The 22258-nt window shown below is 63.8% G+C and carries 24 protein-coding genes; 1 reads left to right on the forward strand and 23 read right to left on the reverse strand.

All coding sequences use genetic code 11. The features are described from left to right. The 15 genes from ABFT80_RS04795 to ABFT80_RS04865 form a co-directional block, all read right to left on the reverse strand. Nucleotides 1–1992, reverse strand: a complete 1992-nt coding sequence (locus ABFT80_RS04795; RefSeq protein ID WP_347970680.1) for a conjugal transfer protein TraG — start codon at nucleotides 1990–1992, stop codon at nucleotides 1–3. Nucleotides 1993–2022: 30 nt separating this feature from the next. Next, nucleotides 2023–3786, reverse strand: a complete 1764-nt coding sequence (locus ABFT80_RS04800) for a relaxase/mobilization nuclease domain-containing protein (RefSeq protein ID WP_347970681.1) — start codon at nucleotides 3784–3786, stop codon at nucleotides 2023–2025. 247 nt (nucleotides 3787–4033) lie between these two features. Next, nucleotides 4034–4819: a lytic transglycosylase domain-containing protein gene (locus ABFT80_RS04805; protein WP_347970682.1), complete on the reverse strand. Its 786-nt coding sequence runs from the start codon at nucleotides 4817–4819 to the stop codon at nucleotides 4034–4036. Nucleotides 4820–4822: 3 nt separating this feature from the next. After that, entirely contained in the window at nucleotides 4823–5161 is a 339-nt protein-coding gene (locus ABFT80_RS04810; protein WP_347970683.1) for a DUF736 domain-containing protein, read from the reverse strand. A gap of 68 nt (nucleotides 5162–5229) precedes the next feature. Continuing rightward, nucleotides 5230–5754, reverse strand: coding sequence for a S26 family signal peptidase (locus ABFT80_RS04815; RefSeq protein ID WP_455189879.1), 525 nt, complete (start codon nucleotides 5752–5754; stop codon nucleotides 5230–5232). A gap of 17 nt (nucleotides 5755–5771) precedes the next feature. After that, nucleotides 5772–6293: a DUF2840 domain-containing protein gene (locus ABFT80_RS04820; RefSeq protein WP_347970685.1), complete on the reverse strand. Its 522-nt coding sequence runs from the start codon at nucleotides 6291–6293 to the stop codon at nucleotides 5772–5774. Further along, the gene (locus ABFT80_RS04825) at nucleotides 6290–6556 is read right to left on the reverse strand and encodes a hypothetical protein (protein WP_347970686.1); all 267 of its coding nucleotides are present in this window, start codon (nucleotides 6554–6556) and stop codon (nucleotides 6290–6292) included. The genes ABFT80_RS04820 and ABFT80_RS04825 overlap by 4 nt, the downstream gene beginning before the upstream one ends. Continuing rightward, nucleotides 6553–7311: a DNA-methyltransferase gene (locus tag ABFT80_RS04830; RefSeq protein ID WP_347970687.1), complete on the reverse strand. Its 759-nt coding sequence runs from the start codon at nucleotides 7309–7311 to the stop codon at nucleotides 6553–6555. The genes ABFT80_RS04825 and ABFT80_RS04830 overlap by 4 nt, the downstream gene beginning before the upstream one ends. Next, nucleotides 7308–7946, reverse strand: a complete 639-nt coding sequence (gene parA, locus ABFT80_RS04835) for a ParA family partition ATPase (protein ID WP_347970688.1) — start codon at nucleotides 7944–7946, stop codon at nucleotides 7308–7310. The genes ABFT80_RS04830 and parA overlap by 4 nt, the downstream gene beginning before the upstream one ends. Then, a complete protein-coding gene (locus ABFT80_RS04840; RefSeq protein WP_347970689.1) occupies nucleotides 7943–9106 on the reverse strand; it encodes a replication initiator protein A in 1164 nt (387 codons plus the stop codon). Before ABFT80_RS04840 ends, parA begins: the two co-directional genes overlap by 4 nt. Nucleotides 9107–9123: 17 nt before the next feature. Next, on the reverse strand, nucleotides 9124–9402 hold the full coding sequence (locus ABFT80_RS04845) for a helix-turn-helix transcriptional regulator (RefSeq protein ID WP_347970690.1): 279 nt from the start codon (nucleotides 9400–9402) through the stop codon (nucleotides 9124–9126). Nucleotides 9403–9537: 135 nt separating this feature from the next. After that, complete coding sequence (locus ABFT80_RS04850; protein ID WP_347970691.1) at nucleotides 9538–10020, reverse strand: DUF2285 domain-containing protein; 483 nt, start codon at nucleotides 10018–10020, stop codon at nucleotides 9538–9540. Between the two features lie 40 nt (nucleotides 10021–10060). Continuing rightward, nucleotides 10061–10309, reverse strand: a complete 249-nt coding sequence (locus ABFT80_RS04855; protein ID WP_347970692.1) for a transcriptional regulator domain-containing protein — start codon at nucleotides 10307–10309, stop codon at nucleotides 10061–10063. 128 nt (nucleotides 10310–10437) lie between these two features. Next, a complete protein-coding gene (locus ABFT80_RS04860; protein WP_347970847.1) occupies nucleotides 10438–10701 on the reverse strand; it encodes a DNA -binding domain-containing protein in 264 nt (87 codons plus the stop codon). A 108-nt stretch (nucleotides 10702–10809) separates the two neighbouring features. Next, entirely contained in the window at nucleotides 10810–11061 is a 252-nt protein-coding gene (locus ABFT80_RS04865) for a helix-turn-helix transcriptional regulator (protein WP_347970693.1), read from the reverse strand. 280 nt (nucleotides 11062–11341) lie between these two features. Between ABFT80_RS04865 and ABFT80_RS04870 the strand changes: the two genes are divergently transcribed. Continuing rightward, nucleotides 11342–11788, forward strand: a complete 447-nt coding sequence (locus tag ABFT80_RS04870) for a hypothetical protein (RefSeq protein ID WP_347970694.1) — start codon at nucleotides 11342–11344, stop codon at nucleotides 11786–11788. A 63-nt stretch (nucleotides 11789–11851) separates the two neighbouring features. On the opposite strand, the gene ABFT80_RS04875 is transcribed toward ABFT80_RS04870, so the two are convergent. The 8 genes from ABFT80_RS04875 to ABFT80_RS04910 all read right to left on the reverse strand — a co-directional run bounded on the left by ABFT80_RS04875 (nucleotide 11852) and on the right by ABFT80_RS04910 (nucleotide 22201). Continuing rightward, nucleotides 11852–12253 (reverse strand): single-stranded DNA-binding protein, encoded by a 402-nt coding sequence (locus tag ABFT80_RS04875; protein WP_347970695.1) that lies wholly within the window; start codon nucleotides 12251–12253, stop codon nucleotides 11852–11854. Nucleotides 12254–12952: 699 nt separating this feature from the next. Continuing rightward, a complete protein-coding gene (locus tag ABFT80_RS04880) occupies nucleotides 12953–13549 on the reverse strand; it encodes a LysE family translocator (RefSeq protein WP_347970696.1) in 597 nt (198 codons plus the stop codon). Nucleotides 13550–13553: 4 nt separating this feature from the next. Then, nucleotides 13554–13988, reverse strand: a complete 435-nt coding sequence (locus ABFT80_RS04885) for a DUF2000 domain-containing protein (protein ID WP_347970697.1) — start codon at nucleotides 13986–13988, stop codon at nucleotides 13554–13556. Nucleotides 13989–14024: 36 nt separating this feature from the next. Continuing rightward, nucleotides 14025–14831 carry an AraC family transcriptional regulator gene (locus tag ABFT80_RS04890; RefSeq protein ID WP_347970698.1) on the reverse strand — a complete coding sequence of 269 codons (807 nt, stop codon included), beginning with the start codon at nucleotides 14829–14831 and terminating at the stop codon, nucleotides 14025–14027. Between the two features lie 141 nt (nucleotides 14832–14972). Next, complete coding sequence (locus tag ABFT80_RS04895; protein ID WP_347970699.1) at nucleotides 14973–15389, reverse strand: hypothetical protein; 417 nt, start codon at nucleotides 15387–15389, stop codon at nucleotides 14973–14975. Nucleotides 15390–15553: 164 nt separating this feature from the next. Continuing rightward, a complete protein-coding gene (locus ABFT80_RS04900; protein WP_347970700.1) occupies nucleotides 15554–16489 on the reverse strand; it encodes a DUF2493 domain-containing protein in 936 nt (311 codons plus the stop codon). 324 nt (nucleotides 16490–16813) lie between these two features. Continuing rightward, a complete protein-coding gene (locus ABFT80_RS04905) occupies nucleotides 16814–17851 on the reverse strand; it encodes a DUF7146 domain-containing protein (RefSeq protein ID WP_347970701.1) in 1038 nt (345 codons plus the stop codon). Then, a complete protein-coding gene (locus ABFT80_RS04910) occupies nucleotides 17852–22201 on the reverse strand; it encodes a strawberry notch-like NTP hydrolase domain-containing protein (RefSeq protein WP_347970702.1) in 4350 nt (1449 codons plus the stop codon). It abuts the gene before it with no gap. Nucleotides 22202–22258 lie beyond the last annotated feature (57 nt).

Genomic DNA, 22258 nt, shown 5'->3' on the forward strand with positions numbered 1-22258 from the left:
TCACAGATCCATATTGTCGTTGGGGGCCATGGAAACTTGCCGCGCGATACCACTCATCTGGCGGCGCAGAACCTGCCGCTGGCGGGCGGCATCCTCCGGTTCGTCATCGAGCATGATGGCGAATTCTTGGGACGGGTTCGGATCTGTCGTCTCCTTGACGATGGCGACATGATCGGGCAACTCCGGTTCGCGGCGTAGCCCACTGTTGGCGGCGTCCTTCTCCGCCTTCTGGATTTCGGCGAGCAGAGCGGCATCTGGCGCCTGCGGTTTGAGTTCCGTCCAGGCGTCTTTCCGTGTGGTGCGCTTGGTCTTGGCCGGATCGGGTGGGGGCAAAACGCGCTCGTTGAAGCGCCTGTCCTCGTAGTATCGCGCCTTCTTGGCCCGGACAGGTGGTGTCGCCGCCAGCATGACGATTTCATCGTCAGGAGGAAGCTGCATGATCTCGCCGGGGGTAAGGAGCTGGCGCGCGGTTTCCGAACGCGAGACCATCAGATGGCCGAGCCAGGGCGACAAGCGATGCCCGGCATAGTTCTTCATCGCCTTCATCTCGGTGGCGGTGCCGAGTGCGTCTGACACGCGCTTCGCGGTGCGCTCGTCATTGGTCGCGAAGGAGACGCGCACATGGCAATTGTCGAGGATCGAGTTGTTGGCGCCGTAGGCCTTTTCGATCTGGTTGAGGGATTGGGCGATGAGGAAAGCCTTCAACCCATAGCCCGCCATGAAGGCCAGAGCGCTCTCGAAGAAGTCGAGACGGCCGAGGGCAGGGAACTCATCCAGCATCATCAGCACGCGATGCCGTCGGCTTTTGGCGTGCAGATCTTCGGTCAGGCGGCGGCCGATCTGGTTAAGGACCAGGCGGATCAGCGGCTTGGTGCGTGAGATATCGGAAGGTGGGACCACGAGGTAGAGCGTGGCTGGCAACTCGTCCTCGATCAGATCCGCGATGCGCCAATCGCACCGGCTCGTCACCTCGGCCACTACAGGGTCGCGATAGAGACCGAGAAACGACATTGCGGTCGACAGCACGCCGGAGCGTTCGTTGTCGGATTTGTTCAGCAACTCGCGTGCAGTTGAGGCGATGACCGGGTGTGGCCCCTTCTCGCCGAGATGAGGCGTGGTCATCATCGCTGCCAGTGTCGTCTCGATCGGACGCTTTGGGTCCGACAGGAATCCGGCGACCCCGGCGAGTGTTTTGTCCTTCTCGGCATAGAGGACGTGGAGGATTGCGCCGACCAGTAGCGAGTGGCTGGTTTTTTCCCAGTGGTTGCGTTTCTCCAGCGAGCCTTCCGGATCGACCAGCACGTCGGCGACGTTCTGAACGTCGCGCACTTCCCATTCGCCGCGGCGTACCTCGAGCAGCGGATTGTAGGCGGCGGATTTGATGTTGGTCGGGTCGAACAGCAGCACGCGGCCGTGCTTCGAGCGGAAGCCCGCCGTGAGCTGCCAGTTCTCGCCCTTGATGTCGTGAACGACGACGGAGCCTGGCCAGGTCAGGAGGGTCGGGACGACAAGACCGACGCCCTTGCCGGACCGTGTCGGCGCAAAGCACAGTACATGCTCTGGACCATCGTGGCGGATGTAGTCGCGGTCTAGCTTGCCGAGCACCACGCCATCAGGGCTGAGTAGGCCGGCAGCCTTGATCTCATGTGGATTTGCCCATCGTGCCGAACCATAGGTCGCGATGTTCTTCGCCTCACGGGCGCGCCAGACCGACATGCCGATGGCGACAGCGATGGCGATGAAGCCGCCGGAGGCGGCGATCATGCCGCCTTTGGCAAAGACGTCAGGGGCGTAGGCGTCGAAGAAGTACCACCACCAGAAGATGGCGGGCGGATAGTAGACGGGCATACCGCTGAACACGAACCATGGTGTCCCGAGTTGCGCCTGAAATCCGAGCTGCCAGGCGACGTATTGGGTGGCGCCCCAGGTCGTGAACAGCACGATCAGGAAGACGATGAGGATCTGGCCCCAGAGGATTTTGGTTGCGGACATTATCGTGGTCCTTACTGTCGGGGTTGAGGGTTACAGGCCGAGCCCGCGCTGGCGGCCGAGACTCCAGTCGATGCCGCTGGCGCCCTTGGCGACGCCGGCAATGTGCTGACCGAGTTTCTTTTCCAGCGGCGGGGTCCAAGGGACGAGTTGGAAGCCCAGTCCGTTGTCGATCATCGCGAAGCGGCCGGAGGAGAGGGCGAGGCGCTGGCGATAGATGCCGGTGACATGCTCGCCGGCCTGCACCTTCTGGAAGGCGAGCCCCGTTTCGGTCGCGAGCTTCGCGCCAACGGAATCGAGTTCGCGCTGGCGCAGGGTGTTCAGAAGATCGCGTTGCAGGATGACGCGCTGGCCTTGGCGGCGGGCGAGGCCTTCTTCTGCCAGATGCTCGGTACGTGCTCGCATGGCCTCGCGAACTTCGCCGCCAAATCCGCCTGCTGACATAGGGCTCGGTTCGCGCTCGACGAGGCGATGATCGAGCCAGGTGGCGCCGGGAGCGGCGACTTGACGGTTGAGATCGAGATCGGATCGGTTGGCGAGCACGAGTGTCGGACGTTCATCATCGGGACCGCCGAAGCGCCTGACCTCGACGATGCCGCCGATTGGAGGTGAATGTTCGAATGCGTCGATGCCACGAAAGCGGACATGATGGGCCCGGCCGTCGGTGCCGTCGATCACGGCATAGGCTTCGCCCGTGAGTTCGTCATGCAGGCCGCGATCGACCAGGCGACCCATGATCGGGGAACCTACGGTGGTGCCGTCGATAATATAGTCGGTGAAACCGCGATCCTGTCCGCGCTCGGTGAAGGCACGGTGCATGGTCTTGATGATGTCGCCGCGCATACCAAGATCGCGCAGGGATTTTTCCGCCTCAAGGCCCACCATCCATTCACCGGGGCCGGCGGGTGCTGAGAGGCCCATCTTTTCGAGATGCTGGAGGCGGCCGACCATCAGGCGGCGCAGTGATGGATCGGAGGCGCCGGGCGCTTCAGGCCGCAGGTCGATGAAGCCAGTATCGTCGGCGGCGAATCGGATCTCGACATCGAGGCGTGTCCAGCGCTCGGCGGTGACTTCCTTCTCCAGCGCGTTGCGGATCTCATGCTCGGGCTTGGGGCCGAGTTCGATGGAGACCAGATCCTCTGCACGGGAGCGGAGGCCACGGCTGATGTAATCGCGTGAAATCACCAGATCGGCGCCGGTCTGGTCGACACCGCGCACGATGAGATGGACATGTGGATTGTCGGTGTTCCAGTGATCGACGGCTGCCCAGTCGAGCTTCGTGCCGAGATCGGATTCCATTTGCCGGGCAAGGTCACGGGTGAACTCGCGCAGATCGGTCATGTCGGCGGCGTCTTCGGGTGAGACGATGAAGCGGAAATGATGCCGGTCGTCCTTGCACCGATCAGAAAAGGCGAGATCGTCAGTGCGCTCGCTGGTCGCGTCGAACATCACGCCGTTCTCGCCGTCCCGGCTGACGCCTTCACGCTTGAGGTAGGAAAGGTGGGCTGACATCGGAGCAGAGCGAAACGATTTACCCTGGTGGCGAACGATGCGGGCCTTGATCACGACACGGCGAGAGGAACTGAACAGGCGGTTGCGGCTGAAGCTGCCGCGGCCCCGGCCAAAGGTCGAGCGGCCATAGCCGGAGCTTCGCTTGCCGGATGGGGATGGCGGCGCAACATGCCCGGACTTCTTTGCGGCTCGCAGCACCTGATTGATGAAGCTCTTGGGCTTGCCGGCGCGGGTGCTCTTGATGCGCCCAGGCCTGACGCGGAACTCGCTGTCGCCCTCGCTCATGACGCAGCTCCCGGAAGCCAAAAGGCGGGGCCGTGCATGCGTGGGTCTTGATATTGCTTGGAAAAACCGTGCAGCATGCACGCGACCGACCGCCATGCACGCCAAAACGCAAGTCTCATCAGAGACTTACAGCGTTTCGGGCATGGGCTTTTATCTCGCCGTCCATCTGTCGTTCCCTGCCGCTTCCCCCTCTCTCCCGCACATCCCTCTCCAGACCACGCCATGCCGCGCCAATGTGCGAAAGCCATCATGGCCGGTCTCCTTCACCGGCACGGGCGACGAAGAGGCCGCCTGAATGCGGAGCAATGGCCGGATCATCGCCGGTTGACGGTGCAACTGAGGCGTCGCCGGATTGCCGTTCGGATGTCGGTTGGCCGGCATCCAGTCCGTGCGCGGACGGCGTGACGAAGAGCGGTGCTTGACGCCATGCGTTCGGATCGACGGCGGCAACGGCGACGGTCCCCGGCGCCGTGGACGACACGCTTCCGACGCCGATCATCGGTGCGAGCGTGGCGATGTAGGCGCGGGTTTCTGCCGGAAGCGGACGGCCTGCGAGATATTCCTCATACCGTCCGGGACCGGCATTGTAGGCTGCAAGAAAGCCCGGCGACCCGTAGCGGTCGTACATCTCGCGCAGATAGGCCGTGCCCGCGAGGATGTTGTCGCGGGGGTCGAAGGCATCACGGCCGAGAGCATATCGGGTACGCAGTTCGGCCCAGGTGTCGGGCATGATCTGCATCAGGCCCATCGCGCCTGCCGACGATACGGCGCGCACATCACCGGCGCTTTCGACGCGCCGGACTGACCTGATCCAGTGCTCGGGAATGCCGAAGCGCTGCGAGGCTTCGCTCACGAAAGCCGCATGGGGATCGCGGGACGATTGCTCGGCCGACGGCGCGCTCTGTGCCAGAACGGCGAGCGGCGGTGCTGCGACGAAAGTCAGGCCGGAAAGGAGAAAGAGGATGATGCGCCGGGCAGCGCGAGGCCGCCCGGCAGACATCGGTGATGCGGGGTTCGAACGAACGATCCGCATGACCTATTCCCGTTCACCGCGCTTTTGCGGGCGGCTCCAGTGCAGCGACCATGAGGTCGCGTCCGCGCCGTTGCGGAAGAGGCGCGCACGGATCGGCTGCGTAAACGTGGGGTCGTCGATCAGCAGTGAGAGATACTCTCCGGCCTTCTCACTGGTTTCGGTCCATGCCGCGCCGATCTCCGGCCCGTTGCCGTCCGGGCCAAGATGCACGCGGTAATTCGGCGCGTTCTCGACGTCCGAAGGTTCGACGGAAACGATGCTGATATCGTGTTCGAGCGCGAGCGTTTGAATGCGACCGGTAAAACCGGATTCCTCGCGGGTAAATTCGCCGATCTGCGGCATGATGGTTTCCTTTCAATGTGCGATGGAGAGAGGTGCGGCGAGCAGTGCGCCCGCCGAAGGCAGGGCGCTCACCGCGTTGGCGCCCGCCATTCGAAGCGGCCTTCGCCGTCCTCGTCGGTCCACAGGGGAACCGCGCGGCCGATGACCGAATGGGCAGGGATCGGGCCGAAATAGCGTCCGTCGAGACTGTCGGGGACGTCCCAGTTCATGAGGAAGACATCGCCCTTGGCGACGACCCGGCAGCCCTGCCAGTCGGGTAGCGGGCGGCCGATACGGTCGCGCTCCAGCGCCGTTCCCATTTCCATGCCGTCGACGGTGATGAGGACGCCGATGCGGCAGACAGACTGCCCGGGAAGGCCGAGAACGCGCTTCAGCAGCGGCGTGGAGCGCGGCAGGTATCCACCATTGGCGAGGAAGCTGGCGACCGGTTCGGGCGCATCGACCGCGACCAGATCGGTCACTTCCAGACGGCCCTCCGGCTCGACGGAGTAGAAGCCGATGGGCGTGCTCGCGGACGCGTTCCAGATGAGTTTGGTCGGCGCATCGATCCACGTCGAAACCGCGATGGCGCTGGTCGCGATAAAGGTCGCCATGGCCCATTTGAGGTTGGTCATGGCGCGATCCTCCGGCGCTTGAGCCACGCATGGTGTTGATCGCTTGTGTAGCTGCGCGGCTCTTGTCCGGCAGTCAGTCGGTTGTGAACATGCCGCCAGTAGTCGGGCGCTGCGTCGACCGGATCGAGCTTCATCGCCTCGATGGCGTCGATCAGTTGGAGCACGCGCTCGACCTTCGGCCAGCCCTCGATCTTGAGCAGGATGTCGCCGCCGGGGCGCACGAAGGGCAGTGTCTGGTAGGTCTCGCCGGGCTCTGTCGCGCGCACGATGTCGATGCGCGAGATGATCGTGCCGTAATCGTTGGAGGCCCAGCGGACGAAGGCGAAGATCGTGTCCGGCCGGAAGGAAAGGACACGGCGGCGGCGATCGAGGATCGTTTCCTGTGCGCACTCGCCGAACCTGATCCAGTATTCGATCTGCTTTTCCACCCATGTCAGCTCGACATGTGTGAGACGGTCGGATGGTGCGGGCGACGGCATCGGGCCGCCGCGCATGCGGGGTGCCGCGATGCCGGTCATGAAGGGTCTCCTGATGGTTGGGGGAACTCGCGGGCGAGCATCTCGCGCAGCATGTCGGCGACGGTGACGCCGCGCTGGAAGGCGGCGATCTTGATGCGGCCGCGCAGGTCGGGTGTGACGTCGATGGTCAGCCGGGCGGTGTAGCCGGAGCTCGATGATGGCGCAGACGATGGGGCCGACGGGGATCGATCGGCGGCCTTGATCCATTGGTCGGGATCAGTCGGGCGGGCTACGAAGCCGCGCCTGTGCGGAGACTTCGTCATGGCCTGTCTCCCGCCGTGAGCGGCAGAAGGGCTGCGATGCGGTCCACGGCCTTGCGCGCCATGTCCGGATCGAGTTCGCAGCCGATGTAACGCCGGCCAGAGAAGCGGCAGGCCTCGCCCGCTGAGCCCGAACCGGCGAACCAGTCGCCGACAAGTCCGCCCGGCGGGCAGCTCGTGCGGACGAGGATCTCGATTAGGCCGGACGGCTTTTCGGTCGGACGAATGGCGCGGCTATGCGCATTGCGGGCATAGATGACCGAACGCATCAGGCGCGGCCCGCCGTTCTCGCTGACATAGTGGCCGGCATCGATATGGCCGGTATGGGGCGGGCGTTTCTTGCGCCGGACGGTGCGCGCTGTCGCGTCGGGCGTGGTTTGCACGACGTTGTAGACCGAGCCCCACGGGGCGTCGCTGCGGTAGAACTGCACGACGAGTTCGTGGACGCGCTTGAAGCGATCGGCGTGAAAGCCGGAGCCGTTCTGCTTCTCCCAGACGATCTCCTGGGCGTATTTCAAACCGGCGTCATCGAACGCGGCGGCGATTGCTATGAAGCAGCGCAGCGAGCCGAACACCCACATCGACCCGGACGGTCGCAACGCCGCCCTGGCGAGCGGCAGCCAGCCCTCGACACGGCGATCCCAGGCGAGCGACGTGTCGCCATAGGGCGGATCGGCGAAAATTATGTCGAACGGGCCGTGCGCCGGCATGAGGACACGGCAGTCGCCGGCGATGATGGAATGTGCGGGGAGATTCATGGCGCCAGCCTCCCCACTTCCGCGGTGAAGGCAGCGATCTCGCGGGCGGCCATGTTGTCCTGCTCGGCCTCGAATACGAGGCGGCCGGACTGTGCCGTGTCGGCGAAGGCGACGCGCTGGCCGATGGTCGCTGCGAGCAACGGTGGATCGTGCTCGGCAAGCGCCTCGGCCGTATCGCGGGCGATGACGGTGCGGGCGCCGCAGCGGTTGAGCACGAAGCGCGCGACGAGCTGCGGACGGTAGATGCGCGCCTCGGCGAGCAGCGCCAGCATCTCGGCCGACGCCCAACCGTCGAACGGGGACGGTTGCACCGGGATCAGGACGAGATCGGCGGCGAGCAGTGCCGAGCGCATAAGACCGGCGACCCGCGGAGGCCCGTCGATGACGATGTGATCAGCATCACGGGCGAGCTCCGGCGCCTCTCGGTGCAGCGTGTCGCGCGCCAGGCCGACGACGCCGAACAGGCGTGGCAGGCCCTCGCGGCTGCGCTGCTGCGACCAGTCGAGCGCCGAGCCTTGGGGATCGGCATCGATCAGGGTGACGCGCTTGCCCTCACGCGCCCATTGGCCAGCGAGATGCAGCGCCAGCGTCGTCTTGCCGACACCGCCTTTTTGATTGAGGAGCGCGACGATCATTCCGCACCTCCCGGCTCATCGCCGAAAGGCAGTTGCCTGGGGTGGGAAGATGAAGAGGCGCGGCTTATGGATTTACGGAAAGACGTAAGGGGCGTATCATCGATTTTGGATGATGATTTGAGGCCTTCTTCGGACCTCTCGGCGATGTTTTCCACATCGCGCGCGCGCTCTTTAAGGTTAGACTCTTTGTTAGACTCTAAGTTAAGGGCGCGATTTCGTCTTTTATTACTGTGGCTTATACCCTGTTTGGGTTCCCGATAGCACGAGCCTCCGGTTCCCGATAGCACGATAGGTCGGGTTCCTGATAGCACGAGGCTATCCACAGGTTGTCCACAGGGCTGCGAAGGCTCGAAGGCGAGCAGCAGACGGCCGCCGATCTCGACCTCGAGAAACAGCGTGTAGCCGGGCAGCGGCTGGCGCTGGATGATGTTGCGCAGCTCGAAGGCGAAGCGCTTGAACGGCGACAGGCTGCCAGACTTCTGGTGCAGATGCCGGAAGTCGAAACGCCAGCCATTCTTCTGCTTGCCACCATGCTTGCGCACCAGGCGGTAGAGCCAGCGATCGAGGCCGCCAGTCAGGTCGAAATAGGTCCGGTCGATGGTGAGAACGAGCGCATCATCAAGGACCGCACGATAGAACCAGTCCGGTACGATCAGTTCGAGTCCGGCGGGCTTGCCGTAGCGGTCCGTGCGCTCCTGCCATTCATTGATCCAGGAGAAACGGTGGCGGCGGCCCTCGGCAGGCTGGCGGATCGATGTGGCGACTGTGGTCGACTGGAGGCGGTCGAGCGCCGCCTTCAGGCGCTGGTAATCGCGCATAGAGACGCCGCGACCGATGAAGTTGAGGATTTCATAGGGCGTGGCGGCCATGAGGCGCGAGGTGCGCAGACCCTTGTCTCGCGCCTCGACGATCTGGCTTGCTACCCAGATCAGGATGTCGGCGTCCCAGATGGTGGCCATGCCATGATCTGGGACGGCCTCGACACGGATCGACACATCGCCCGCGACGAAATCGATCGGCGCGGTGCGGTGGCTCTTGGAGAGGGAGAAGAAGGGATAGGCCATGAGATCCTGCGCGTCTCGTGGCGCGAAGTCGCCGGGGAGCGCGTGGAACAGATCGAGCTGTCCGCGCTCCGGGGATGGGCGATGCCGCGCCGTCATTGAGGGAACCGCAGGGATCAGCGGGCGTGGCGGCCGGCATGCGCCGGTGCGGGCTCATGCCGTTTCGCGGGCAGGACGCTGCCACGCGGATCAGACGTCGAGGTTACGGCCCCGCGCTCGGCCCAGGCTTCGAGTTCTTCGATGGAATAGACGACGCGGCCGCCCAGTTTGCGATAGGCCGGTCCTGTGCCGTAGGTGCGATGCTTTTCGAGGGTGCGGGCCGACAGGCTGAGGAACGCGGCCGCTTCCTTGGTGCGGAAAAAGCGGGGCGGGATTGTGGGGAGATCGTATTTCAAGGTGGCCTCCGTGGTTTTCTCTGGAGCCGCTGGCGGATCAGCGGCGAACGAGGGCCACGATGGCGAAGAAGAATTGGCTGGGGGGAGTGCGAACTTGAGGGGGCTAAAATCGCACACCCCTGATCGCGGGAAAGGTTAGAATCGGCGGCGATGGCGCAGGAGCCTGCGATAGCCCCCGTCGATCATGGCGAAGCCGTCCTTGACCAGATCAATGACTGCGTCACGCAGAGCAGATGTTTTCCAGGGCTCGGCGGCGACGCGTTCGACCCCGAAGATGACTTCGGCGATTTCGCGGTAGTCGGCGTCGTTCAGGCGTCCGTCGACGGCGCGCAGCATGTTTTTCAGCCTGCGCCGCTGCTGCGCTGTCATCCGGCTATTCGGCGGCGTCTTGTGGCCATGCAGGCTGCGCCATAGTCTCGTCAGGGCTTCGATCCGGTCGAGGCCGAGAGCATCGAGAGGAACATGGGCGCTGATCGGCTGATCCGACCCGAGGCCGTCCATCAGGATCAGGTGAATATGTCCGGTCTCAGTGGCGTATGACAGATGCAGCCCCTCAATGGCTGGTCCTGTACGAGACGGGAAAAGATCCGAAGGCAACCGCGGCTGGGTGAGGGCCATGTCTGGCGACGGGCCGATGTGCAGGACGCTGCTGTCGGCTTCAGGCGTCCAGAATACGGTCTGTTCCAGGCCGGTGAGGCTGGGACGGGCGGGGAAATCGCAAACCCCAGCGGGTCCGGATGGCTTCGACCTGTTTGCTCTGGGTCAGCGCGGGAGCTAAAGAAGTTGAGAAGTCTTTCTGATAGCCCTCGTTGCGGCGCAGGCATTCCCAGGCGAGATTGTCCGTATCGACTTCATCCATGAAGTCATATTCCGATGATGTCCGCCATTCTCTTGTATCGGGCACCATGAGTTTCCTCCCCATACGCATTGAATACACGCTCTGCGGGAATTGATTCCGGGGATTCGATGACGTGTATAGGTCAGCGGAAGGCAACGGGTGTTGTCGCTGTGACAACGGGAGGCGGCGGCGGGCGCTTAGTGTGGCAAGCCTCTTCGCAGTTGCCGATAGCCGTATTCGGTCATCCAGTGGGCGCGCGAGAGATGGCTGTCGTGAACGCGGCGCGCGCGATCCGGCTCCGCTACGGGGCAGATGCCGAACAGAACGGCTACGGCTTCCTGCCAGGAGGCGCCGTCTTTCTCTGCATCGAGCAGCCGCATGTAAAGCTTGACGTGTTGGCGGTCATATTCGGTGAGCGCCGAACCTTCCGGGGCCTGCTCGCGATAGTCGAGTTTCAGCATCGAGGGCGCCGATGTCTTCATTGTGGTTGTTGGTCGGAGAATGATCTTAGATCGGCATTGTGACGGATGAAGGTCATTGTGCCGCAAGAAGCAAAGCAGCAATCGAAACTATCCGCGTTTTGCCGCTTCCTGCTCATCGACGATCATGACCCCTTCATTGCGTCCCGAGTTGATGAAGGCGATGCCTTCAGCCTCCAACGCTCTGCGCACCTGATCGCTGGTGCTTTCAAACACGCGAAGGCCGGTCGCCGACTCCATGCGTTTGAGCGCGGTCAGCGATACTCTGGCCCTGTCCGCGAGCATCTCCTGTGTCCAGCCCAGCAGTGCGCGCGCGGCCCGTGTTTGTCGGGCGGTGATCATTCATGATCACCTCCCACCAGCACCAACCGTCACGCCACAACTACGGCTATTATAGTCGGAGTATGCAGAAATAGCGACCCAAAATCGTCGGTCTGGGTTGGATGGAGGAAGAAACAAACTCCGACTGATTCGGTCGCCCTGCGATGGCCATGGGCCGATCCAGCCGGGCGTCGCCGACAGGTGGAGAGCATGTCTAATTCGACGGACGGTCATCACCGGTCGAATCTCGACAATGCCCTATTTCTATTCGAGACATGAACTTGGCCTTGGTGAGGTTTGAATGCGTGTCCTTTCACAAGCAGGAATGTTGACCACGAGCATCGCGGCTATGCTGGCGTTGATTGCTTGCGGTTTAGCGCAAGAGGCGCCACTGGCTGAGATCGAACTGGCCGCGCCCAAGGTGGTGATGGAGTCGGATCCTGTTCCGCCCTTCACCTATTGGGCGCCAGAGAACTCGACAATCCGCAACCATCCGGGCATTTCGGGTGTCTGGATCGCCGAGATCGAGGGGCAGCCCATGCGCTACTATTACGGCGACCAGTGCCGGGCCTCCCAGTTCCAGCACCTGGTCGGGCAGTCGCTCGATGCGCTGCCGGGAAAGCCGGCTGATGCGGTCTGGCGCATGGCGTGCTCGACTTGCGCGGTGACTTCGGATCTCGACCGCGAGCGAATGAATGTCGCTTACGACAACGACTCGCGTCTGATCACCAGCATCTCTTGCGGGTAAGAGCCGGGATGAAGAGTAAATGAAGACCTGGCGGCTTGCGCCGCCGGGTTATCCGGCTCCCGCTCAGAACGGGATGTCATCGTCGTCGATGAACTTGCCGTCGTCGTTCTGGGCCTGCTTGGCCCGGCTGAGGAAATCGACCGTCTCGGCGATGATTTCGCAGCCGTAGCGGTCGTTGCCCTGCTGGTCGGTCCATTTAGTGTAGTGGATGCGGCCGCGAACCAGAACCTTCATGCCCTTCTCGCAATATTGCTGGATCGTCTTGCCGAGACCGTTGAAGGCGGTGATGCGGTGCCATTCGGTGTCCTGCACCCGGTAGCCGTTTTCGTCCCGGACGACCTTGCCTTCCGAGTAGCGGGGGCGCGAGGTGGCCAGCGTGAAGTGGGTGATGCCGGTGCCGCCCTGGGTGTTGCGGGTTTCGGGCTCCTGGCCGATATTGCCGGCGAGAATGACGATGTTCTGCATTTGATGTCTCCGTTGCTTCAGTCCGAGGGACCGTCCCTCCGACGAGACCCGGCCAAGGACGTCGGGAGACACCCGCATCGACGCCTCGGCGGCGACTTGACCCCTAAAGCCCGGAGTGGAGCGGGCAGGCGCGCTTGCGCGGCAACACGGTCCGGCGCTGCGGGGGTTGCTGGTGGAAATCGAACGGTCTTAGGGGATCAGTCAGTCGGAGGGATATGTCCTTCGGCAAAGCCAATCGGGGCAATCAGCGGAACCTTCGTCCTTGCCGGCATTCGTCATCGAGACAGAGCGCCTGAACTCGCGTCGACAGGGGCAGCCGGATTCGTTCATCCTCTCGCGGCCCACGCTTAACCTTCATGGATGGCAGGTCTTGGGGCAGGGGAGGGCATTGGGAGAAGGTGAAAGGCGCCGCATTGCCTTCAATTGCCCGATGCCGACGCCAGCATGCGAGAAGGAATGTGGTTCGCCTTCCGGTCATCGCGGCCCAACGTATTGGGCCAGCAAGGCAACAACCCTGGCTGCCCCTGAAAGTCGTCCGCAATGGTGATCTTCCCTTTCCGGACCAAGCAAGACCAGGAGTGACGTACACTGTCGATTAGCCGCTACGATCTCGTTGTCGAGCGGGGGCCGGAACGCCTGAGCACGCTTGCCGGGGAGTCCCGAAGATGGTTTTGAGCGGTCAAGGACCATCGGACGGCGTCACATGAATGCGCTGGCCAACATCCATGCGACCGAAAGTACGAGCGCTAACGCCATCAGGCGGTTGAAGAGGCGTATCCGCCCCTGACCGATCCGCGCTCCGCCCCAGGCCCAGAGCATCAGGGACAGCCAGCAGATCAGGCCGAACAACGTAGCGAAGACGACCAGCCCGGTCACACGATCGGGAAGCGGCAGCACGAAAGCCGCGAGAGACGAGAATACCGCGAGCCATGCCTTCGGGTTCAGGCCCTGCACAAGCGCGCCCGACCAGAAGCCGGGCGCACGAGGCAGATCGTGCGGCTTGAGGGCGCCGTCATCGCTTAGCAGACCCCAGGCCATCCACAGCAGATAGACGCTGCCGATCAGGGTCATCGGGCGGGCAAGCGCCAACATCCAGCCGGTCCCCGCCAGCATGCCAGTGCCGAGCGTCAGAAAGAGCACGAGGAAGCTCGTGGTTGCGCCTGTCACGAATGCTATCGCTCGCGCGGCGCCATAGCGTGCACCAGTCATGGCTCCGATGATGTTGACCGGCCCCGGTGTCGCGGAGGCGGCCAGCGCGAAACCGGTCATGGCAAGAAGCGTCTCGAAAGGCGGCATGGCCTTAGCGCAACAGCGGCAGGCGACCGCAAATGCGATCCACTGCCTTGCGCGGGCCGCCGAGCAGGATCGCCTGTGGCGCGTGCTCCGCCAGCGGAGCGGAGGCGATGCGGGCAGCATAGTCCGCATAATCCCTCGCCTCGAAAGCCGGGCGCATATAGGCCAACCGGATCGGCAAATCTCCGGCAGCAAGGAAGAGTGCGGGCAGATCGGCAGCGGCGGCGCCGAGAACCGGCAGCGCGACGCTGGTGATGCCGGTAAGTGTCACGCCGTCCTGCGTAGGGGTCGCTGCTCCCACCAGGTCGGGACGCAACTGGCCGAGGGTCATGCCGAGGACGGCGGCGAAATTGGTCTTGAGCCCCAGGGGCAAGTCTTCGGCGAGGATGATAACGGGCTTGAACGACATGGAGAACGATCCTTTTCCGGAACGCTCTGACACGGATGATCTCCGCTATGATTGGATCAAATTGACCTTTCAGTGATGGATCAGCGCACCCGGCGTCACGCCGTAATGGCGGCGAAAATGCCGGATGAGATGTGCTTGATCGTAGAAACCCGACGTGACGGCCGCTTCGGCCGCTGGGGCACCGTCCAGCAGCATACGGCGCGCGCGATCCACACGGGCCTGCATGACAAGGGCATGGGGCGTGAGGCCGGTCGCGCGTTTGACGCTGCGGATCAGATAGGACACGTTCAATCTGGCCTCCGCCGCCAGTTCGGCCACTGTCAACGCCTCTCCGGCGTCGACGCCGCCCCTGATTCGCTCGCGGAGAAGTCTGACGGCAGCAGGCTCCCGTCCCGCCGAGCGTAATGCGGCCCCGCCATAATGAGTGAAAGCCTGCGCCAGCACATCATGGATGGCTTCTTCGAGAGCGATCCGCCAATCGGTCATCGCTCCAGTGTTCAGGCACCTGGCCAGATGCGCCAGCGCCCGGGTCAGGCTCAACCCGCGGTCTTGTGGCGCGACGGCGGAAAAGCCGCTTAGATGCCGCAACCCCAGAAGCGTGCGCGCCGCATCTTCGGAGACATAAAGCATATTGTAGCGTACCCGACCGGCGGCGGCATGGCCGGTATGGGGTTCTTCGGGGTTCATCAGGGACAGCGAGCCCGCCGGCAACACCATGCTTTCGCCACGGCAGACATAGCCACCCGCGCCTTCAGTGATAGCGCCGATAGCAAAACCTTCGTGCGTGTGACGGCCGAAGGTCTGGGTGCTGAATGCGGCCTCGTACAACTCGATGCCGTGATGCCAGCCAAGATGATGATAGCGATTCTGCTGCATGTGACAGGTTTAACATCAGCGCGGGACGCATGAGAAGGTCGATCGGAGCGGATCGCATTGGTCATCACCGTTGCACGTATTTGGTTCGATTGAGGAAATGAGGTGGCTTTATTCTTCCGCCTCTCTGATGGCATGCGGCCGTTAGCGCGAGAATACGACTTCGCCGAGGGCATTGAGATTGAGGATTGCTGCAATGCCGATGAACAGCCCGCCAGCGCCGCCGAGCAGGTTCAGTACGATGATCGAGTCGATGGCGTTCTTCGTGATGCCGTAAACGAGGGCGTAGCCGGCGATAGCGGCGGGGACGGCGAAGATGGCTAGGGCGATGAGCCTCAAGGCAGGATTTTTCGCGAAGCCGAGCACGACGATGACCATGCCGACCGAGAGAAGCGCTGCGCCAAGGGCTGCGAATCCCGACATCAGAAAGCCGGCGCCGGTTCCATAGACATACTGGAACGCGGTCAGCCCCACCATGAAGGGCAAGGCATAGATGGCGAAGTTATAAGCGATGAAGCAAAGCGCGATAGACAAGGAGATGGCGAGCAGGATCAGGATCATGGAAGCCTCCACATGAACGGTTGAGGATCACGACAGGCTGCCAGAGGATACGCTCCGCCTGCGACTATGCTACTTCGCCGGTTCTGCAAGGATGCATTATGGGAGCCAGAATATGGCTCTTAGTCAAGTAATGGCGGCTGAACCAGCCGCCGGACGGCGGCGCTTTAAGCGCCGCCGTCGTACTTCATGACCGGGATGCCGAGCTTGCGGGCCTTGTCCGCAAGGTTTTCCTGAATCCCGGTGCCGGGGAAGACGATGACGCCGACCGGCAGGACATCGAGCATGGCGTCGTTGCGCTTGAACGGCGCCGACTTCGCATGTTTGGTCCAGTCGGGCTTGAAGGCGACCTGCGGAACCTTGCGGTTGTCAGCCCACTTCGCCGCGATCAACTCGGCGCCCTTCGGCGACCCGCCATGCAACAGCACCATATCGGGGTACTTGGCACGGACCTGATCGAGCTTGGCCCAGATCAGGCGGTGATCGTTGAAATCGAGACCACCGGTGAAGGCGACCTTGGGACCTGTGGGCAGCATCACCTCGGTTTCGGCCCGGCGCTTGGCGGCGAGGAAGTCCCGGCTGTCGATCATCGCCGAGGTCAGGTTGCGGTGGTTGACCATCGACCCTGAGCGCGGCCGCCATGCCGATCCGGTGTGGCGCTCGAACTGCTCGGCGGCGACATCGCGAAAGAGTTCCATGCTGTTGCGTCGCTCAATGAAGGTCTGCCCCTCTGCCGTCAGGCGCTCAAGCTCGACGGACTTCACCTCTGAGCCGTCCTGTTCCCTCTGGCCACGGCGCTGGGCCTGCTCGTTATCGTCCAGTTCGCGTTCGATCCGGGCAGTGGCGCGGTGGAAGAGATTGACGGTCGACCACAGCAACTCGTCGAGGTCGGGTTCAAGGCGGGTGTCGCCAAGGGTGACGATCAGGGCGTTGAAGATGTCGGCGACTGCGCCAGCGACTGTGTTGCCTTCGGGAAGCGGCCTTGGGTCGGGTTCATCCTGAAACGGACGGTAGCCGTAAAGCTGGAGTTCGCTGAGGACGTGATCGGTAGGGGATGAGGTGTGCGGCGGCTCTAAGCTCAAGTCATCATATTCGGTCATCATGGTGTTCGCCCTTGTCGGTTTGACCGCGCCCATCGCGGCCTTCGCAGGCGACGAAAGCCGTCGGGCGGGCCGGACTGGCAGCCTGAGCAAAGCGAGGGCCTTGATGGCCAAGGCCGGCTATTTTGCTTCGCGCTGCAAAGCGTCCGCAGGACGCGGCGGAAAATAGCCGGGCGCCGCCATTGCCTTTCCGGCGCGTTTGATGGCCGATCGCCCTCTCAGAAGGCCGTGGGCAGCGGCCCCTCCGACACATCAGGGAAACACACTGACCGGATATGGCAGGTTTGAGCTGCTGCGCGGCTTATCCCGGGCGTGACCGATACCGCTTCACAGTGCGAGAAACCGGCTGACGTCTTCGGGGACAATCTGAACCCGCAAGGCCGCTCGGAGAGCATCCACGCCGAACTGGCGTATATCCTCATTGAAGTCCCCGAGCACTGGCGACAGGACAACCGCCTCGATCCCGATGCTGCGCGCCCGTTCGACCAGACTGTCTCGCGCGCCATCCCCCGCCGGATCGTTATCGCGCACGATATAGAGCCGCCGCAGCGACGGCGGGAACAGGATGGCCGCGAGATGTGCCGCCGAGAGCGCCGCCATCATCGGCATTCTGGGCAGACCCGAGCGTGCCGACAGCACGGTCTCAATCCCTTCGCCGGCCCCCAGGACATCTTGCGCCACACCGAAGCGGACGCCGTGCCCGAGGAGATGGCCCATCGCCCGCCGAGGGGTATCGACAGGGGCTTTGTCGCTGCCATCGGGCAGGAGCCAGGTGCGATGCGCGCCGGTCTGGACGCCGTCAAGGTCGGTGACGGCGGCGATCATCGCGGGCCACGTCTCGGTGGGGCCATGCCCCTCAGGCCGATAGTAGCAACGGGGGTGGAAACGAAGGTTTGCGGCGTCGTGCAAAGCCGTAATGCCGCGTTTCCGCAGATGCGTTTCCACGATTGTCCCCGCAATCGGCTGCGCCATGGCGAACAGACGCCGCGATGCTTCCGGCGACCCGGCTGGCGCTTTTCCCGGCCGGGGTCTGGGTTGCGGATCAGGTTCAGGCCTCGGCAGGCTAAGGAAGGAGCGGGCTTCCTGGGCAACGGCCTTGAAGTCGACAAGGCCGCAGCTCTCGCGGATGACGTCGAGCAGGTCACCATGTTCGGCCGTTGCTGCATCGGTCCATTTGCCTGCCGCGCCCTTGCCGGATTCCGGGCCAGTCAAGCGCACGAACATTGAGCGGCCAGGGGTGTTCTGCACATCGCCGATCAGCCAGTAACGGCCCTCGCGATGACCGTTCGACAGATAGCGCTTACACACCGCCTCGGCCTGCCGGCCGAGACGTTGGGCGAGTTCGGATGCGTCGTGGCGAGCCATTTACACCGCCTCCCGTTCACCGATACGCTGGACGGGATAGCGTTCGAGGACCTTGGCCAGAATGGCCGGGCCGCTGGCGTCTGTCGGCACGAACATCCTGAGCTTCCACGAAATGATTTCGTGGAAGAGGCCATAGGCGCTCAGGCGATCGCGCATCGTGTCGGTGAAACCCGAAAGTTCGATGCGGTTCGCGCCCATGACGCGGCTGCGCCGAAGCTGGAGGCCCTCGGTCAGGTCGAGGATGGTCTTGCCATCCATCAGCGCGGTGAAAGCGTCGTCAGAGGTCAGCGTCGATGTACCGGTCGTCATGGCGCTCGCGACCCATGCGGGCGAGACGCGGCGGCCGACGATGCGCTCGCCGTCATCGGTCTGGAGGCGGTAAACGCGCGTCGACTCGTTTGGCAGGCGTTTCCAGATCGGCAGCAGCAGGCCGCTGACGACACGGATGGTGCTGTCGGCGAACTCCGGCACCTCGGCCACCTCGGCATTCCACGCGGATGTGAATGCGGTCTCGTCCGCCTCGACCCAATGGGTCTCGCCCATCATCTTGACCGGGATATTATGCGCCTCCATCGGCCGGATCAGCCGGATGCGCCGTTCGATCTCCCCATCGTCGAGCATAACGCTGGTGGTCGGGATCTGTACGGCGGTGCGGCCGGAGCGCTCGTTGATGAGAAGCTTCGCGCGAGGATCGGCAAGCTGGTCGAGCGCCTCGGCGAGCGTCACCGGATGGTTGCGCTCCCGCTGCGTGATCGTGAGCAGCCGGGCTTCGGCGCCAGTGCCGGGATGGACGTGGATCGTCTGGCGGTCGGTGACGACGAACGATTCCGCCCGCAGGGTTTCCAGACCGACATCGTAGCTGCCGGAAGCGATGGCGCCCTCGATCCTGGCGTTCAGCAATTGCTCGAAGGCGGTGAACAACACGCCCTGCAGATCGATGGTAAGCGCCAGCAGCCGGTTCAGGAAGGTGGTGATCGGCGGCAGCTCATCCTTGATGCCGGTATCGTCCATGAGTTTGAGGCCTGTGGCGTCCTCGAACGTCTGGAGCGAGCAACCCTCGACCTTGCCGCGCACCATCAGGAGATAGAGCTGACGCAGCGCATCGCGGGCATAATGCGATTCCAGATTGTCCTCGGGACGGAACAGGCCCTGACCGCCGGTCTGGCGCTGGCCGCGCGTGATCGCGCCCAGCGTGTCGAGGCGGCGGGCGATGGTCGAGAGAAAGCGCTTCTCGGCCTTCACGTCGGTCGAGATCGGCCGGAACAGCGGTGGTTGCGCCTGATTGGTCCGGTTGGTGCGGCCCAGCCCCTGAATCGCGGCATCGGCCTTCCAGCCGGGTTCGAGCAGGTAGTGGATGCGCAGCCGCTGGTTCTTCGCATTGAGGTCGGCGTGATACGAGCGCCCGGTGCCGCCCGCGTCCGAGAAGATCAGGATGCGCTTCTGGTCATCCATGAAGGCGGCGGTTTCCGCGAGATTGGCCGATCCGGCGCGGTTCTCGACGGCGAGACGATCAACGCCGCCGGGGCTGGTCTTGCGGACGATGCGCCGTGAGCGTCCCGTCACCTCGGCCACCACATCCGTCCCGAAGCGGTGGACGATCTGGTCGAGCGCGCCGGGAACGGGCGGAAGCGAAGCCAGTTTCTCGATCAGTCGATCGCGGCGGGCGACGGCTTCGCGGCTTTCGACGGGCTGGCCGTCGCGATAGACTGGCCGCGACGACAGATTGCCCTCGCTGTCAGTGAAGGGCTCATAGAGCTGCACTGGAAAGGAATGGGCGAGGTAGTCCAGGACATATTCCCTGGGCGTGTTGTCAACGCGGACGTCGTTCCATTCCTCGGCCGGAAGCTCGGCAAGGCGACGTTCCATCAGGGCTTCGCCGGTCGACACGATCTGGATCACGGCGGCATGGCCGTCTTCCAGATCGCGCTCGATCGAGCGGATCAGTGTCGGCGTCTTCATGCTGGTGAGCAGATGGCCGAAGAAGCGCTGCTTGGCAGACTCGAAGGCCGAGCGGGCTGCCGACTTCGCCTGCCTGTTCAGCGTGCCGGAGCCGCTGTCGCCGCCGGTGATGTTGGCGGCCTGCATGGCGGCGTCGAGATTGTTATGGATGACGGCGAAGGCCCCGGCATAGGCGTCGTAGATGCGGGTCTGCTCCGGCGTGAGCTGATGCTCTACCAGCTCGTATTCGACGCCGTCATAGGAGAGCGAACGGGCGGCATAGAGACCGAGCGCCCGCAGATCGCGGGCCAGAACCTCCATGGCCGCGACGCCCCCGGCCTCGATCGCTTCGACGAACTCGGCCCGCGTCGAGAATGGAAAGTCCTCGCCGCCCCACAGGCCGAGCCGCTGGGCATAGGCGAGGTTATGGACGGTGGTAGCGCCGGTCGCCGAGACGTAGACGATACGGGCATTCGGCAAGGCGTGCTGAAGGCGCAAGCCCGCGCGACCCTGTTGCGAGGCGGCGACATCGCCCCTCTCACCCTTGCCGCCACCGGCGTTCTGCATGGCATGGCTCTCGTCGAAAATGATCACTCCATCGAAGTCGGAGCCCAACCATTCGACGATTTGCCGGACGCGCGAAACCTTCTCGCCACGCTCGTCGGAGCGTAGCGTGGCATAGGTTGTAAATAGGATGCCTTCCGGCAGCCGGATGTCCTTGCCCTGCGGGAACCGCGACAGCGGCGTGACCAGCAGGCGCTCCATGCCGAGGGACGACCAGTCGCGCTGCGCGTCTTCGAGCAGCTTGTCGGATTTGGAGATCCACACGGCCTTGCGACGGCCCTGCATCCAGTTGTCGAGGATGATTCCGGCCGACTGGCGGCCTTTGCCGGCGCCGGTGCCGTCGCCGAGCATGAAGCCGCGGCGAAAGCGGACGGCGTTTGGTGCATCATCAGGCGCAGCCGAGACGACATCGAAGGTCTCGTCCACCGTCCATGAACCGGCAAGGAAGTCCGCATGGGCTTCGCCCGCATAGATCACCGTCTCCAACTGGGCGTCGGACAGAATGCCGTCGGTGACGATGTTGGCAGGAAGGCGCGGCCGGTAGCTGGGCTTGGGCGGTGCGACCGAGGACATGGCCGCCGACTGCACCAGCTTGGTGGGGTGAGCCTGAGAGCCGGGAATACGGATCGCCTGTAAACCGTATTCTTCATAAATCGCATCGGTGATGCGGTCGGCCTCGGCGTGGGTCCAGTCCACGGTCTCATAGGCGAGCTCGACGCCTTTGGGTTCAGCGGCAACGCGTACCGGCGCGGTTGCGGCGGCGCGCGCGAGATAGCCGCGAACGGTGCGCGGGGCGGCCGGAGCAGCGGCAGGAACTGAGATCGAAGTATCGACCGGCAGGCGCGCCGGGACATGTTCGCCGATCCAGCCGATCAGGGTAGCGACATCCGGTGCGATCCCCGGCGAAGCTGGAAACGCGGCCGGATCATCGGCGGGCAGCTTGTCGATGACGGTCAGGCGCGTGTCGATGGTCGTGCCGTGCTTGGCATAGACAGAGCCGTCGATCGAGGCGGTGAACACCACGCGGCTATGTTCCTGTAGCCGGACGAAGGCGTCCCGCCAGACCGGCGTATCGGGTGCGAAGCTCGAACCGGTGATCGTCACCAGCCGCCCGCCATCGGCCAGGCGCGCCAGCGCCGACGCGACATGGCGATAGGCGGCATCAGCCATCCGGCTCGACACGTTCGCCATCACCGAGAACGGCGGGTTCATCAACACGACAGTCGGAACGAGCGCCGGATCGAGATGATCGTGAATCTGGGCTGCGTCGAAGCGGGTAACGGAAATGGCCGGAAAGAGGTGGGACAGCAGATTGGCGCGGGTTTCCGCCAGCTCGTTCAGCACGAGCGAGCCGCCGGCGATCTCGGCCAGGATAGCGAGGAGACCTGTGCCTGCCGAGGGTTCGAGAACCCGGTCGGCAGGCGTGATGGCGGCGGCCGTCGCTGCGATCAGGCCAAGCGGGATCGGCGTCGAGAACTGCTGGAAGGTCTGGCTCTCCTCGGAGCGGCGCGTATGGGTGGGCAGAAGCCCGGCGATCCTGGTCAGCAGCGGCAGGCTGGCGGCCTGAGACCCGGCTTTGCGGAGAAGCGCCTTTCCGTATTTGCGTAAGAAGAGGACGGTCGCCGCCTCGCAGGCTTCATAGGCGGTTTTCCAGTCCCAGGCGCCGCTGGCGTCGGACGCGCCGAAGGCGGTTTCCATCGCGCCGCGTAGGGCGACAGCGTCAACGCGATTGCCGCGTTCGAGATGAGGGAGAAGGAGAAGCGCTGCCTGATGGATGGCGAGGGTCGTGTCGACGGCAGGGACAAAAGGGGCAGCCGGAACGGTTGCGGCGGCGGAAGCATATGACATGGGAGGATCCTTGGAGAGCGGGAACGGGATGAGCCTGGGCTGCGCTCTCTCTGGACC

It is taken from the genome of Foliimonas ilicis, assembly GCF_039939195.1.
GTDB classification, from domain to species: domain Bacteria; phylum Pseudomonadota; class Alphaproteobacteria; order Rhizobiales; family Rhizobiaceae; genus Foliimonas; species Foliimonas ilicis.